This window comes from Mycobacterium sp., from assembly GCF_035603715.1.
Lineage (GTDB): Bacteria > Actinomycetota > Actinomycetes > Mycobacteriales > Mycobacteriaceae > Mycobacterium.
The window spans coordinates 1-13,078 of sequence record NZ_DATNJW010000582.1 but is presented as its reverse complement, the minus strand read 5'-3'; the positions used below and the strand labels follow the sequence as shown (position 1 = coordinate 13,078).

16 protein-coding genes are annotated in these 13,078 nt (G+C 64.7%); 10 read left to right on the top strand and 6 right to left on the bottom strand.

The genetic code is table 11. The features are described 5' to 3' along the window. Window positions 1-171 (bottom strand): hypothetical protein (locus tag VN856_RS23835; protein WP_325693801.1); only part of this gene is annotated, 171 nt, incomplete at its 3' end. 26 nt (window positions 172-197) lie between these two features. Next, window positions 198-548 carry a VOC family protein gene (locus VN856_RS23830; protein WP_325693799.1) on the bottom strand — a complete coding sequence of 117 codons (351 nt, stop codon included), beginning with the start codon at window positions 546-548 and terminating at the stop codon, window positions 198-200. A gap of 103 nt (window positions 549-651) precedes the next feature. Here VN856_RS23830 and VN856_RS23825 point away from each other — a divergent pair, with 103 nt between their 5' ends. Next, window positions 652-1,062, top strand: coding sequence for a nuclear transport factor 2 family protein (locus VN856_RS23825; protein WP_325693796.1), 411 nt, complete (start codon window positions 652-654; stop codon window positions 1,060-1,062). 5 nt (window positions 1,063-1,067) lie between these two features. Here VN856_RS23825 and VN856_RS23820 read toward each other — a convergent pair whose 3' ends face one another. Further along, complete coding sequence (locus tag VN856_RS23820) at window positions 1,068-2,327, bottom strand: M18 family aminopeptidase (protein ID WP_325693793.1); 1,260 nt, start codon at window positions 2,325-2,327, stop codon at window positions 1,068-1,070. Between the two features lie 50 nt (window positions 2,328-2,377). Here VN856_RS23820 and VN856_RS23815 point away from each other — a divergent pair, with 50 nt between their 5' ends. Together VN856_RS23815 and VN856_RS23810 are read left to right on the top strand one after the other, a co-directional pair. After that, window positions 2,378-3,391 carry a Dyp-type peroxidase gene (locus tag VN856_RS23815; protein ID WP_325693790.1) on the top strand — a complete coding sequence of 338 codons (1,014 nt, stop codon included), beginning with the start codon at window positions 2,378-2,380 and terminating at the stop codon, window positions 3,389-3,391. After that, entirely contained in the window at window positions 3,388-4,185 is a 798-nt protein-coding gene (locus tag VN856_RS23810) for a family 1 encapsulin nanocompartment shell protein (protein WP_325693787.1), read from the top strand. The genes VN856_RS23815 and VN856_RS23810 overlap by 4 nt, the downstream gene beginning before the upstream one ends. Window positions 4,186-4,188: 3 nt before the next feature. Here VN856_RS23810 and VN856_RS23805 read toward each other — a convergent pair whose 3' ends face one another. After that, the gene (locus tag VN856_RS23805; RefSeq protein ID WP_325693784.1) at window positions 4,189-5,901 is read right to left on the bottom strand and encodes an MOSC and FAD-binding oxidoreductase domain-containing protein; all 1,713 of its coding nucleotides are present in this window, start codon (window positions 5,899-5,901) and stop codon (window positions 4,189-4,191) included. Between the two features lie 31 nt (window positions 5,902-5,932). Further along, on the bottom strand, window positions 5,933-6,649 hold the full coding sequence (locus VN856_RS23800; RefSeq protein WP_325693781.1) for an SDR family oxidoreductase: 717 nt from the start codon (window positions 6,647-6,649) through the stop codon (window positions 5,933-5,935). Between the two features lie 173 nt (window positions 6,650-6,822). On the opposite strand from VN856_RS23800, the gene VN856_RS23795 reads away from it, so the two are divergent. From VN856_RS23795 to VN856_RS23765, 7 genes are all read left to right on the top strand, one after another. Continuing rightward, complete coding sequence (locus VN856_RS23795; RefSeq protein ID WP_325693778.1) at window positions 6,823-7,695, top strand: alpha/beta hydrolase; 873 nt, start codon at window positions 6,823-6,825, stop codon at window positions 7,693-7,695. A gap of 69 nt (window positions 7,696-7,764) precedes the next feature. Then, window positions 7,765-8,460, top strand: coding sequence for a TetR/AcrR family transcriptional regulator (locus tag VN856_RS23790; RefSeq protein WP_325693775.1), 696 nt, complete (start codon window positions 7,765-7,767; stop codon window positions 8,458-8,460). A 24-nt stretch (window positions 8,461-8,484) separates the two neighbouring features. Further along, window positions 8,485-9,138, top strand: a complete 654-nt coding sequence (locus VN856_RS23785) for a TetR/AcrR family transcriptional regulator (protein ID WP_325693772.1) — start codon at window positions 8,485-8,487, stop codon at window positions 9,136-9,138. 86 nt (window positions 9,139-9,224) lie between these two features. After that, window positions 9,225-10,283: a zinc-binding dehydrogenase gene (locus VN856_RS23780; RefSeq protein WP_325693769.1), complete on the top strand. Its 1,059-nt coding sequence runs from the start codon at window positions 9,225-9,227 to the stop codon at window positions 10,281-10,283. A gap of 12 nt (window positions 10,284-10,295) precedes the next feature. Then, a complete protein-coding gene (locus VN856_RS23775; RefSeq protein WP_325693766.1) occupies window positions 10,296-11,177 on the top strand; it encodes a DUF427 domain-containing protein in 882 nt (293 codons plus the stop codon). Next, window positions 11,174-11,605 (top strand): VOC family protein, encoded by a 432-nt coding sequence (locus tag VN856_RS23770; protein WP_325693764.1) that lies wholly within the window; start codon window positions 11,174-11,176, stop codon window positions 11,603-11,605. Before VN856_RS23775 ends, VN856_RS23770 begins: the two co-directional genes overlap by 4 nt. Window positions 11,606-11,638: 33 nt before the next feature. Then, entirely contained in the window at window positions 11,639-12,337 is a 699-nt protein-coding gene (locus VN856_RS23765) for a haloacid dehalogenase type II (protein ID WP_325693761.1), read from the top strand. Window positions 12,338-12,348: 11 nt separating this feature from the next. Here VN856_RS23765 and VN856_RS23760 read toward each other — a convergent pair. Continuing rightward, window positions 12,349-13,078: hypothetical protein (locus VN856_RS23760; RefSeq protein WP_414687039.1), on the bottom strand; the 730-nt coding region annotated here is incomplete at its 5' end.

The window sequence follows — 13,078 nt, the reverse complement described above, 5'->3', positions numbered from 1 at the left end:
CATCACCGAGTACATGGCCAGCTCGGCGTCGGTCGGGCGGCGTCCGAGGATGTCGCGGATCCGCTGGTATTCGTCGTCCTTGAGACCGAGTTCGCGGAATGGTTGCGGCTGATCAGGGGTGGCCGCGGCCCGCTCAACGGTATCGGTCGCGTGAGTGAGCCCAGACGTCACACCGAACAGTCTAGGTTGACCGGCGGCTACCCCGTGCCTGCGACGCAGAAGGCGTTGCCCGCGGGGTCGGCAAGCACCACCCAGCGGAAGCTGTCGCCGATGCTATGTCGACCGACCTCGGTCGCTCCCGCCGACGTGAGCCGACTCACCTCGGCGTCGACATCGGCGGCGCCGAAATCCAGATGCACCCGGTTCTTGCCGGGCGTAGGGTCCTCCACCTTCTGGAAGCCCAGCCGGGGACCGTCGGCCCGGATGACCGCGATGAATTCGCCGGGTATCAGTTCTTGTGTCTCACCTTCGAACTGCTCGGCCCACCACTCCGCGAGTGTTGCGGGGTCTACGCAATCGAAGGTGACCATCTCCACGTTGAGTGCCATACCCATGACCTTATTACCGATGGCGATGACCTCCGAGGTAATTGTGCGGCGACATCGCGCCGGGAAAGACTTTCAGTGAACAACAAACCGACCTGGAGGAACCATGACTGACACCCGAAGTGCCACTGCCACAACGACCCCGAGGTTCAGTGCGGAACTATTTGCGGCGTTCTGGGCGGCGCCCGACATGTCGCGCGGGATGGACATCCTGGCCGAGGACATCGTCGGCTACTGGCCGGGTGACACCGAACCGGTCCGTGGATTCGAGGCGTACACCCAAAAGATTGCCGACCTGCTGGCCGTCGCTCCGGACCTGCGACTGGAACTCGTCGACAGCGCCACGGTTGCCGGCGCCGTCGACGGTGAGGAACTGTTCTTCCTGCACTACGTCGGGCACGCGACCGGACCGAACGGACCGATCGAGATCCGCGGGCTGGACCGGGTTCGCACCCGCGACGGCATGGTGGTGGAGAACGTGATCCGCTACGACCCGGTGTTCGTCACCCAGACCTGACCGGGTCAGCCCGGCGACAAAAAGGCCCGCAGCGCTGCCGCGTAGGCGGGAACGTCGTTGGCGCCCATGAATTCTCGAGCGGAGTGCATCGCCAGCTGTGGTGCACCCACGTCGACGGTCGGGATGCCGGTGCGGGCCGCGGTCATCGGACCGATCGTCGAGCCGCACGGCAGGTCGGCGCGGTGCTCGTAACGTTGCAGCGGCACACCGGCCTGCCGGCAGGCCAACGCGAACGCCGCGGCGGTGCGGCCGTCGGTGGCGTACCGCAGATTCGGATGCACCTTGAGCACCGGGCCGCCGTTGATCTCGATCAGGTGCCCGGGTTCGTGCCGCTCGGGGTAGTTGGGGTGGGTGGCGTGCGCCATGTCCGCCGAGGCCACCATGGATCCCGGCAGTCGGCGCAGAAAGTCGGCGCGCCCGCCGCCGCTGGCCAGCTCGATGCGTTCCAGCGTGGTCAGCAGCAGCTCGGAGTCGGCGCCATGATCCGAGGTCGATCCGACCTCTTCGTGGTCGAACAGCGCGAGCACCGGCAGGTGTTGGCCAGATCGCGCGTCCAGAAACGCCTCCAGACCCGCGTAGCAGGATGCTTGGTTGTCCAGCCGCGGCGCGCTGACGAACTGGTCGTCGACGCCCGTCAGCCGCGATGGAGTCAGGTCGTGGGTCATCAGATCGGCGCCCAGCACCTCATCAGGATCGACGCCCGCCCGTTCGGCGACATAGCCGAGGAACGATCGAGCAGCGCCACCGGCGCCCCAGACCGCGTTGACGTGGCGCTGCGGATCCAGCGTGAGCGACTTGCGGTCATCGGTGAGGTGGATGGCCAGCTGCGGCACCCGCAGGATCGGGTCGTCGATTCGGACCAATCGGTGCGCGATGCCGGCGCCGTCGCGCACCGACAGCCGCCCGCTGACGCCAAGGTCGCGGTCCAGCCACGAGTTCAGCCAGGCGCCGCCATAGGGCTCCAGCGCGACCATCTGCCACCCGATGACGTCGCGGTCGGGATGTTGCTTGACCCGCAGGTTGGGACTGTCCGTGTGGCCACCGATAACCCGAAACGATCGATCGTCGGCGTCGTTGCCGCTGTTCCAGGCCACCAGTGACCCGGCCCGCACGATGAAGAACTTGCCGGCTGGTGGCCATTCATCCGCCTCGGCGAGCTCGGTGTAGCCGGCAGCCCGCAACCGGGACGCCACCGTGGCGCAGACATGAAACGGCGACGGGGACGCGTCGATGAATTCGCACAGGCCTTGCGCCGTGGCAACCATGGAACCAATCTTTTCATCACGCGCGCATCGGAAACGTTAGGGTCGAACGCGTGCCCGATCCGCAACCGGTGCTCGCGCCCTTGACGCCAGCCGCCATCTTCCTGGTGGTCACCATCGACGAGGGCGGCGAAGAGGTCACGCACGACGCGCTGTCGGGGATCTCGGGGTTAGTGCGCTCGACCGGTTTCCGCGACCCCGCCAAGAAGCTGTCGGTGATCACCTCGATCGGCTCACACGCCTGGGACCGGTTGTTCGAGGGGTCTCGACCGGCCGAGCTGCACCCGTTCATCGAACTGGACGGCCCCCGCCACAGGGCCCCGGCGACTCCCGGTGATCTGTTGTTCCACGTCCGGGCCGAGACGCTGGACGTCTGCTTCGAGCTGGCCAACAACATTCTGCGATCGATGGCCGGCGCGGTGACCGTGGTCGACGAGGTGCACGGGTTCCGGTTCTTCGACAACCGCGATCTGCTCGGATTCGTCGACGGGACCGAGAACCCCGATGGCGCACTGGCGATTTCGGCCACCACCATCGGTGACGAAGACCCGGAATTCGCCGGCGGCTGCTACGTGCACATCCAAAAGTATCTGCACGACATGGGGTCGTGGGGTTCGCTGTCGGTCAGCGAGCAGGAGCACGTGATCGGCCGAACCAAACTCGAGGACCTCGAACTCGACGACGACGAGAAGCCGTCGAACGCGCACATCGCGCTGAACGTCATCACCGACGACGACGGCACCGAGCTGAAGATCGTGCGGCACAACATGCCCTTCGGTGAGCTCGGCAAGGGCGAATTCGGCACCTACTTCATCGGCTACTCGCGCGCGCCGCAGGTGACCGAGCAGATGCTGCACAACATGTTTCTCGGCGATCCGCCCGGCAATACCGACCGGATCCTGGATTTCTCCACCGCGGTCACCGGTGGACTGTTCTTCTCCCCCACAGTCGACTTTCTCGACGACCCGCCACCGCTGCCGATCTCGCCGGCAGCGACTCCGGCGATACTCAAGACATCCGCGGATGGCTCGTTGGCGATCGGCAGTTTGAAAGGAACCCCGCAATGAACAACCTGTACCGCGATCTTGCTCCGATCACCGAGGAAGCTTGGGACGAAATCGAAGTGGAGGCGAGGCGGACGTTCAAGCGTCACATTGCCGGCCGCCGGGTGGTAGATGTCAGCGAACCAGCCGGACCGACCGCCGCTGCAGTCAGCACCGGGCGACTGATCGACGTCAAGCCGTCCTCCGACGGGGTGATCAGCCACCTGCGCGCCAGTAAACCGCTTGTACGGCTTCGGGTTCCGTTCGCGCTGTCGCGTACGGAGATCGACAACGTAGAGCGCGGGTCGCAGGACTCCGATTGGGATCCGGTCAAGACGGCAGCCAAGAAGCTCGCGTTCGCCGAAGATCGGGCCATCTTCGAGGGCTACAACGATGCCTTGATCGACGGCATCCGCAGCTCCAGCTCTAACCCGGCGCTGACCTTGCCGAAGGACACTCGCGAGTTTCCCGACGTCATCTCGCAGGCGCTGTCCAGCCTGAGGCTGGCCGGTGTGGAAGGCCCGTACGCGGTCCTGCTATCGGCGGATGCCTACACCAAGGTCAGTGAGACGACCGAGCACGGCTACCCGATCCGCGAACACATCCGTCGGTTGGTCCAAAACGACATCATCTGGGCACCGGCCATCGACGGCGCCTTCGTGCTGACCACCCGCGGCGGCGACTTCGACTTGCAGCTGGGCACCGACGTCTCCATCGGCTACCTGTCGCACGATGCCGAGACCGTGCAGCTGTATATGCAGGAGACCCTGACGTTCCTGTGCTACACCGCTGAGGCATCGGTCGCGCTGAGCCCGTAACCCCTAGAGGTCGAGTACGAGATCACTTCGCGGCGCGGCCGAGCAGATAAGCACTGTTTGCGGCCCGGGTGGTTCCAGCGGCGGCTGCACATATGTCGTTGTCCCGTCAACGATCCCGGTCTCACACACGTGGCAAACTCCGCTTCGGCAGGCGAAACGAGTTGGTACGTCGCAGGCCTCGGCCAAATCGAGGATGCTGCGGTAGTCGGGTGACCAGTTGACGGTGAGTCCGCTGCGGGCGAAGGTGATCGACGGACCCGTCCCGGGCGCTCCGGCCGGCGGATGAGGCGGGTTGTGCGGGCCGCCGTCTACGACACCCGGGTTGATCGGCGGCAAGGCCCCGAACAGCTCGCTGCGGATTCGCGCCGCGTCGAGTCCCGCCGCGCCTAACGCATCCCGTATATCAGTCATGAATTGGGTCGGTCCGCAAAGGTACGCCGAAGCATTCGCCGGCAGGCCTAGCGCGGCGATCGTCGATTCGTTCACACGGCCGTGAATCTGCGTGTAGAACACCCGCTGTTGGGCATGAGGCAGGGACTCGACGAGCGCCGCGACTTCGGCTGCAAACGCCTCAGTCTCCCGATTGCGTACGGTATGCAACCACCAGATGTCGCGGCTGCTGTGCTCGGCCGACAGCGCATGCAACATCGCCAGGACGGGAGTGACACCAATCCCCGCCGATATCAACACCACTGGAGAATCGCTCTCGGTGAGGTAGAAGTCGCCGCGCGGGGCAGCGGCCTGCAGGACTGATCCTGCCTCGATATGGGCGTGCAGCCATCGGCTCACCACGCCGTGGTCTTCGCGCTTGACGCTGATTCGATACTCCGCGGCGGTGGGGTCGCCGGAAAGGGAGTAGCTGCGCATGGCCATCGGGTTGCCGGCGTCGGGGATTCGCACCGTCAGATATTGGCCGGGAAGTGGTCGCGGCAGCGCAGTGTGGTCGTCGGCCTCCAGGAAAATCGACATCACCTGCGGGCTTTCCCGACGTACTGCACTGACTCGCAACGGCCGAAAACCGTTCCACCCCGGCTCGACTCCGATAGCCGGCGCCGGCTGACGTGCCGAGCCCTCGTGTTCGGCAAGCAAGTCCTTGAATGACTGCAGCCAGCCCGGGCTGAGTGCCGGCACATCGACGATCTGTTGGAGCTGTTCGATGTTGCGGTCCGGCAGATACAGCAACGCGTCGACATCGACCACGCTCAGCTCGTGGCGGCCGCGACAGGTCCGGACAATGTCGTCGCCGGCACGGACGAGGCCCTCTCGAAGGACCCGGAAATAGAACCCCGGACGGTGCTGCGAGACAAGCAATTTGGGCATCTCCGGCTCCCCGAGACGCATACCCACCCGAAAGCAGGTGACGCGTGGCTGGGTGACCTCGAATTCAGCGTCGCCGATCCGGTAGCGGTCACCGATGCAAACGTCTTCATCGGCGAGCCCGGTGACGGTGAAGTTTTCACCGAAGTGGCCGGGCTCCAGATCGTCGCGATGCAGGTAGCTTTTCCAGAAGTCGTACGACTCGGTTTGGTACACCATCACTGCGCGTTGCTCGCCACCGTGCCCGGCAAGGTCACCCTGCCCGTCACCGTCGAGATTGAGGCGTCGGGCCATGACCGGTCCATCGACAGGTGTTTTCCATATCCCGGTATAGACGGCCTTGCCCGTCCACGGCACGTTCCTGGGCATGCCCACGTTGACTGAGACAAGCCTGCCCACTTCGACTCCTTGCGTGGCCCCTTGTGGTTGTCTACACCAGCGGTTCGCCGCCGTCTATCTTCAGCGTCACACCGGTCATGAAGGTATTGGTCATCGCGAACAGCACCGCCGCCGCGATATCGTCCGGCGTCCCGATCCGTCCCGCCGGATTGTGGGCTGCGATGTGCTCGAAGTAATCGCGTTTCCCGTCATCGCCCATGGCGTCCCAGGCTCCGGTGTCGATGACGCCGGGTGAAATCGCATTGACCCGGATTGGTGCGAGTTCGACCGCGAGCCAACGGGCCAGGAAGTCGACGGCGCCGTTGGTGATGCCCACGCCGAGATAGCCGACGTTGAGCTTGAAAGCATGCACGCCCGAGAACAACACAAAAGAGCCGCCCGGGTTGATCTGCGACGCAAAGTGTTTGGCGAGCATGGTCGGCCCGATCACCTTGGTGTCGAACGACTGCAGCAGATTCTGACGCTGCAAGTCGGCCAGCTTTCCGCGGGCGCGAGCAGATGCGGTGGATACCACGTGATCCACCCGGCCTACCCGGTCGGCGAGCGCGGCGATCGACTGGTCGTCGGTGATATCGATCGTATCGGCGCTGATCCCGGGGTCGTCATAGGAATTCGCGAGCTTCGCCCGATCGCGTCCGGCCACGATGACCCGGGCGCCCTCCGATCGCGCCCGCAAGGCCACGGCACGTGCGATTCCGCTGCCGCGCCCGACCACCAGAATTGTTTTGTCCTGCAAAGTATTAGCCATCAACACTCGTCCTTAGCCGGGTACGATCAGAATGGGATAGCCAGCCCATAATATGGGTCTGACGGCAGGCGGGTCAACCGCCGACGCCGACTATTGCCAGACAGCCCCATGGGTGCATAATGGGTTGATCATCCCAAAATGCTTGGTCGAGCGAATGCCGCAGGAGGGTTCTTATGCCAATCGTCCACCACCGCTACGCCACCGTCGCCGGCCATCGACTGTTCTTCCGGGAGGCCGGCGACCCGGACGCGCCCGTGCTGCTACTGCTACACGGATTCCCGACCAGCTCGTATATGTTCCGCGACCTGGTTCCCGCGCTGGCCGATCACTATCACTTGATCGCACCCGATCATTTGGGCTTTGGCCTCTCCGATGCACCCTCGGTTACCGACTTCGACTACACCTTCGATGCCCTGACCGCGTTGACCGAGGGCCTGCTCCAGAGCCTCGGCATCGACCGGTACGCGATCTATGTGCAGGACTACGGCGCGCCGATCGGCTGGCGTCTGGCGCTACACAGCCCGTCTGCGATCACGGCGATCATCAGCCAGAGCGGCAACGCCTACGACGCCGGCTTCGTTGAGAGCTTCTGGAAGACGGTACGTGCCTATCAGGCCGAGCAGACAGCCGAGACCGAAGGCTCGGTGAGGCAATTCCTCACCTTGGACGCCACCCGCTGGCAGTACGTCACCGGAGTGCCAGACGAGACGCTGGTCAATCCGGAATCTTGGTATCACGACTACGCGCTGATATCGCGACCGGGCAATGACGAAGTGCAACTCAAACTGTTCCGCGACTATGCCACCAACTCGCCGCAGTACCCCCGTGTCCATGAGTACTTCCGGTCCAGCCGCGTGCCGCTGCTCGCGGTGTGGGGGCGCGGTGACGAGATCTTCGGCCCGGCAGGCGCTGAGGCATTCGCCGACGACCTGCCCGATGCCGAGATCCATCTTCTCGACGGCGGGCACTTCCTGCTCGAGTCAGCCCTCGACGAGGTAGCCGGGCTGATCCGCGCATTCTTGACCAAAGTCCATTCAGTTGCTTAACGAAACACGGACTAACCATATGGGATAAACGTCCCATAATCGGGTGCGCCGGCGGGCTAACCTGACGCTATGGTCCACGCCGAGCTGCAGGACGAGCGGCGCCTGACGGCCAAGGGTCAGGCAACTCGCGATCGGATCCTGCAGGTCGCCGCCGAACTCATCCTGCGCGAGGGCCTCTCGGCGCTGAATATGGACGCGCTGCGCAGGGGCGCATCGGTGAGCGGGTCCCAGCTCGCCCATTACTTCGCCGACAAGCAAGCTCTCATCCGCGCGATCGTCGGCCGCCAGATACATGTTGTGCTGGATTTTCACCGCCAGCCCAAGCTCGGTGCGCTGAATACGTTCGATGACTTCGAGCGATGGATCGATCTGAATATGCGTTACCTGCGACGCATCGGCTACTCCGGCACGCCAACCTATCACGCGCTGGCCGGCCAACTCGGTAAGTCCGACAGCGTAACGCGCGAGACGCTCGCGTCGGGTTACTGGCAGTGGATTGAGTTGCTGGAGCAGGCAATTCAACAGATGAAAGATCATGGCGTCGTCGCCGCCGGTGCGGACCCGCGAAAGTTGGCGCTAGTCATCGTCAGTGCCCATCAGGGTGGTGCCACGCTCGCGTTCACCTATCAGGCCGAATGGCCGCACGCCGATGCTGTCCGATTCGCAGTCAACTACTTGCGGATGTTCGCCACCGACCCGGCAGAGCGAGTGCCACGTCCAGCGCGTCGGGCACGCGGCAGGCGCACGGGCCCACGAGCCTCGTGACCATCTCCGAAAGGGGCGGCACCAGTGTCTGACGACCCCACATCACGGCTGACCCGCAAGGGCCGGGCGACCCGGGCGCGCATCATTGACGTGGCCGCCCGCCTCATGTTCGAGCGCGGGGTCGGCGGGACCAGCATCGACGAGGTGCGTGGCGCGGCCGCCGTTAGTGGCTCACAGATCTCGCACTACTTTGACGGCAAGCGCGACCTGACCCGCAACGTTATCGGCGCACGCCGCGACGACGTCCGAGAATTTCACACTCAACTGGGTGGCCTGGACAGCTTCGCTGCGTTGGACGCCTGGGTCGAGGCCACCCTTGCCGAGCTCGACCCGGTCTACCGTGTGGGTGGATGCGTATACGGCTCGCTCGCAGGGGAATTGGTCGAGGCCGATGCCGAAATCCATCGCGATCTCGCCGACGGCTACGACCAATGGATCGAGCTGTTCCAGAGCGGTCTTAGCGAAATGCGTAGCCGCGGCGATCTACGGCCCGACGCCGATCCACGCCACCTCGCGGTCTCTCTGGTCGCCGCTCATCAGGGTGGCGCCCTGATCACCTTCCTCACCGACGATCCTGAACCTTTGCGCGAGGCGCTGACGGCGGCTGTCGAATATGTCCGTTCGTTCGCGGCGACCACAAAACGCCGCAGACCCAGGCCTCGCAAGCAGACGGGCTAGGTAGCCCCGTGGACAAAAATGGGCCACCAGGCCCATAATAATGGGCGGAGTATCCCAGTACGGGTAGACGCAAAGGAAAGCACATCATGTCTGCTGCGGAATCACCTCAGCCCGGCAACGCGCTGCCCACGGCGCCCGCAGTGGTGCGCGAACGACCAGGCGGCGAGACCATGCGCGCGATCGTGTTGGAGAAGTTCGGCGGCCTCGACAGCCTGGTCTACACCGACATCCCCAAACCGCTGCCCAAAGACGGCGAAGTGGTCATCAAAGTCCGCGGGTTCGGCATCAACCACGCCGAGTTGCATATGCGCCGTGGGGAATGGGCCGAGGCCGCCGAAGTCAGCGGCATCGAATGCGTGGGCATCGTCGACGCGTGTCCGGGCGGAGAATTTCCGGTCGGCGCCAAGGTCGCCGCGTTGATGGGTGGCCTCGGGCGAACCATCAACGGTAGCTACGCGGAATACACTCGGGTACGCGCGGCCAACGTCGCCCTCATCGAGTCCGATCTGCCGTGGTCACAGTTAGCGGCATTGCCGGAAACGTTTGCGACCGCGTGGACGTGCCTGTTCCGCAATCTCAAACTGTCTGCGGGACAAACCATCGTCATCCGTGGCTCGACTTCATCGTTCGGCCAGGCCGCGGTCAAGATGGCAGTCGCGGCCGGTGCACACGTGATAGCCACCGCACGCATGCGCGAGCGTTTCAGCATGCTGGAGTCCCTCGGCGTCGCGCGTGCCGAGCTGGAATCGCCGACGCTGGCTGCCAGCATCGCCGAAGCCAAGCAGATCGACGCGGTACTCGACCTGGTTGGCAACAGCACCATCCTCGACTCGCTGGATATGCTTCGCCGCGACGGCACCGCCTGTTTGGCGGGATGGCTTGGCGGACTTGACCCGATCGGTGACTTCAATCCGCTGCTGCGCATGGCCAGCGGTGTGAATTGGTCATTCTTCGGCAGCTTCGTCTTCGGCACTCCGGGCTTCCCGCTGTCTGACGTTCCGCTTCAGGACATCGCAGCCCAGGTGGCCGCGGGACGACTCGAAGCAGCCCCTTCCCGTGTCTTCTCGTTCGACGAGATTCACGAAGCACACCGAGCCATGGAAACCGGCGAAGCCGGCGGAAAAATGGTTGTCGTCATCGAATGAGAGGACACGACAATGGGTTTGGCATGGCAGCAAGGTCCACTTGCGACGGCATCGGTTGGGCAATTCCTCACGCCGGAGCCACTGCCGCAGCCGCTCCTGTACGCCGAGCCGCTGCGGCGCCGGATGCGGGTGCGGTTCGCCGACCAGTGGGTCGCTGAGAGCGAAGACGTCCTACTGCTGCACGAGCCCGGCCGCTACCCGGTCGCTTACTTCCCCGAACCGGACATAAAATCCGGCATCCTGTTGATCGAAGATCGCCTGACTCATCACCCTGAATTGGGCGATGTGGCCTGGTTCACGGTGAAGGTAACCGGCCGCGAGGCCCACCACGCCGCATGGCGGTACACCACGCTGCCCAGCTATGCCGCCGTGTTGGAAGGGCGGGTCGCATTCGCCTGGCGTGGCATGGACGCTTTCTTCGAAGAAGATGAGCGCATCGTCGGACACGCCGCCGATGCCTATCACCGCATCGACATCCGTTCGACCACGCGGCATCTTGCTGTCCGAGACGGCGATCGGGTAATCGCCGACAGCCATCGACCTTTGGCGCTCTACGAATCCGGTTTCGCACCCCGCTGGTATGTGCCACGTGACGACATCGACGAGTCCGCGCTGGAATCCGTTGACGGACAGACGTTCTGCCCATACAAAGGCCTGGCCAGCTACTACGACATCGGCAACCATAAGCACGCGGCGTGGTCGTACACCGAGGCTTGGCCGGAGGTGGGACGAGTGAGCAACCTGGTCTCGTTCGAACCCGACAAAATCGACGTCTACCTCGACGGCAAACAGCTCCACCTCGAGCCCGGCCAAACCGTGGTCTCACACGGCATCGACCGCGGACTCGATCCCGACGAGATCCTCCAAAAAGCCTCAGACAGAACTGCACGATGAAGGCGTCGCTGGAGGCCGTAATTCTGCCTGTCTCGGATCCGGAACAGTCGCTGCGGTTCTACCGCGATCAGGTCGGGTTCGACGTCGACGTCGACTATGCGCCTACACCCGCCTTCCGGGTGATCCAGCTGACACCCCAGGGATCAGGTGCGTCAATTCAATTCGGGGCCGGATTGACCGACGCGCCGCCTGGCTCGGTGCGTGGTCTGTATCTCGTCGTTACCGATATCCAGCTCTGCCGCCGCGAACTAACCGGTCGTGGAGTGAACGTCAGCGACATCCGCCACAAGGACACCGATGGTGGATGGCGCGGCAACTTTCTCGCCGGCGTCGACCCTGCCCACGTCGACTACGCGAGTTTCGCCAATTTTCACGATCCCGATGGCAACGCCTGGGTGCTTCAAGAACGCGGCCACTCGCCGGTCTGACCGCTGACCGGCCTGGTAGTAGATGATGGGACAATGACTGCCGCACCGTCAGTTCTCGTGTTCGACGTCAACGAGACGCTGATCGACATCGAGTCCATAGCACCGGTTTTCGAGTGCATCCTCGGCGATCCTGCGGCGATGCGAGAGTGGTTCAATCAACTGGTCATGTACTCGATGACGGCGACCTTGTCGGGGCACTATGTCGATTTCTTCACGCTCGGCCAGGGAGTCTTGCGGATGCTCGCGACCACCCGCGGCGCGCAGATCGCCGAGGCGGACGTAAATACCCTGAAGCACGCGATGCTCACCATGCCCGCCCACCCGGACGTCGAGGACGGCCTGACCGCATTGCGCGACAACGGGTTTCGCCTGGTCACGCTGACCAACTCGCCGCCCAACCCGGAGGGGCCCAGCCCGTTGGAACATGCCGGATTGGGCCATCTGTTCGAGCGACAGCTCAGCGTCGAGAGCTGCCGAGCGTTCAAGCCCGCGCCGGCGGTGTACTTGCACGCGTGCGAGCAGCTCGCCGTATCCCCGGCGGACTGCATGATGGTGGCCGCCCACGTCTGGGACACCATCGGCGCCCAGTCCGTCGGATTCAGCGGCGCATTGATCACCCGGCCCGGCAACGCGGCATTGCCCCTTCCGGGCGTGCCGCAGCCGACAATCGTCGCGACCGACCTGCGCGATTTGGCGGCAAAACTCACAAACTCCGCGCCATCTCGCGGGTGAGGGCGGGCCCCCTACACCGGGATCCAGACTCCGAAGAGGTTGAAGCCCCACTGGTTGAACTGTGGGTCCCACGACGGCGTTTCGTCGAATCCCCAGTAGTTGATTGGGCCGTCGGTCCACTGTCCACCCGGCGGGGGAAGTGGTTTGTCCCAGGCCGGCGGCGGCGGCGCGCCCGGACCCCACGGTGCAGGCCCGTCGCCCCATGGGGCATTCAGGAAGCAACCGCGAGAGTCGTCGCGCCACGAGCCGAGCCCGCACCGGATGCCGTTGTTGCCGTAGAAATAGTTGTTGTAGAAGTAGGTGTAGTAAGGCCCGTGCCCGCCGTCACCATCGTGGCCGTGATGTCCAGCAGGTCCACCGGGGTGGCCTGGACCGCCCGGACCGCCGGGCTTACCGGGGTCACCTGGCCCGCCAGGACCGCCAGGCCCACCCGGGTTACCCGGACCACCGGGCCCACCCGGGTCACCTGGACCACCGGGGCCTGGTCCGCCTGGATTGCCAGGGCCAGCGGGCCCACCCGGGCCACCGGGGCCTGCGGGTCCGCCCGGGTCCCCCGGACCACCCGGTCCGTTAGGGGCACCCGGTCCACCCGGCCCAGGTCCGCCCGGCCCACCAGGCCCGTTGGGACCGCCAGGTCCGGGTCCCGGACCGAACCCTCCGTGGCCGCCACCACCAAAGCCGCCGCCGTGGCCACCACCACCAAAGCCACCGCCGCCGTGGCCGCCACCGCCCCCAAAGCCG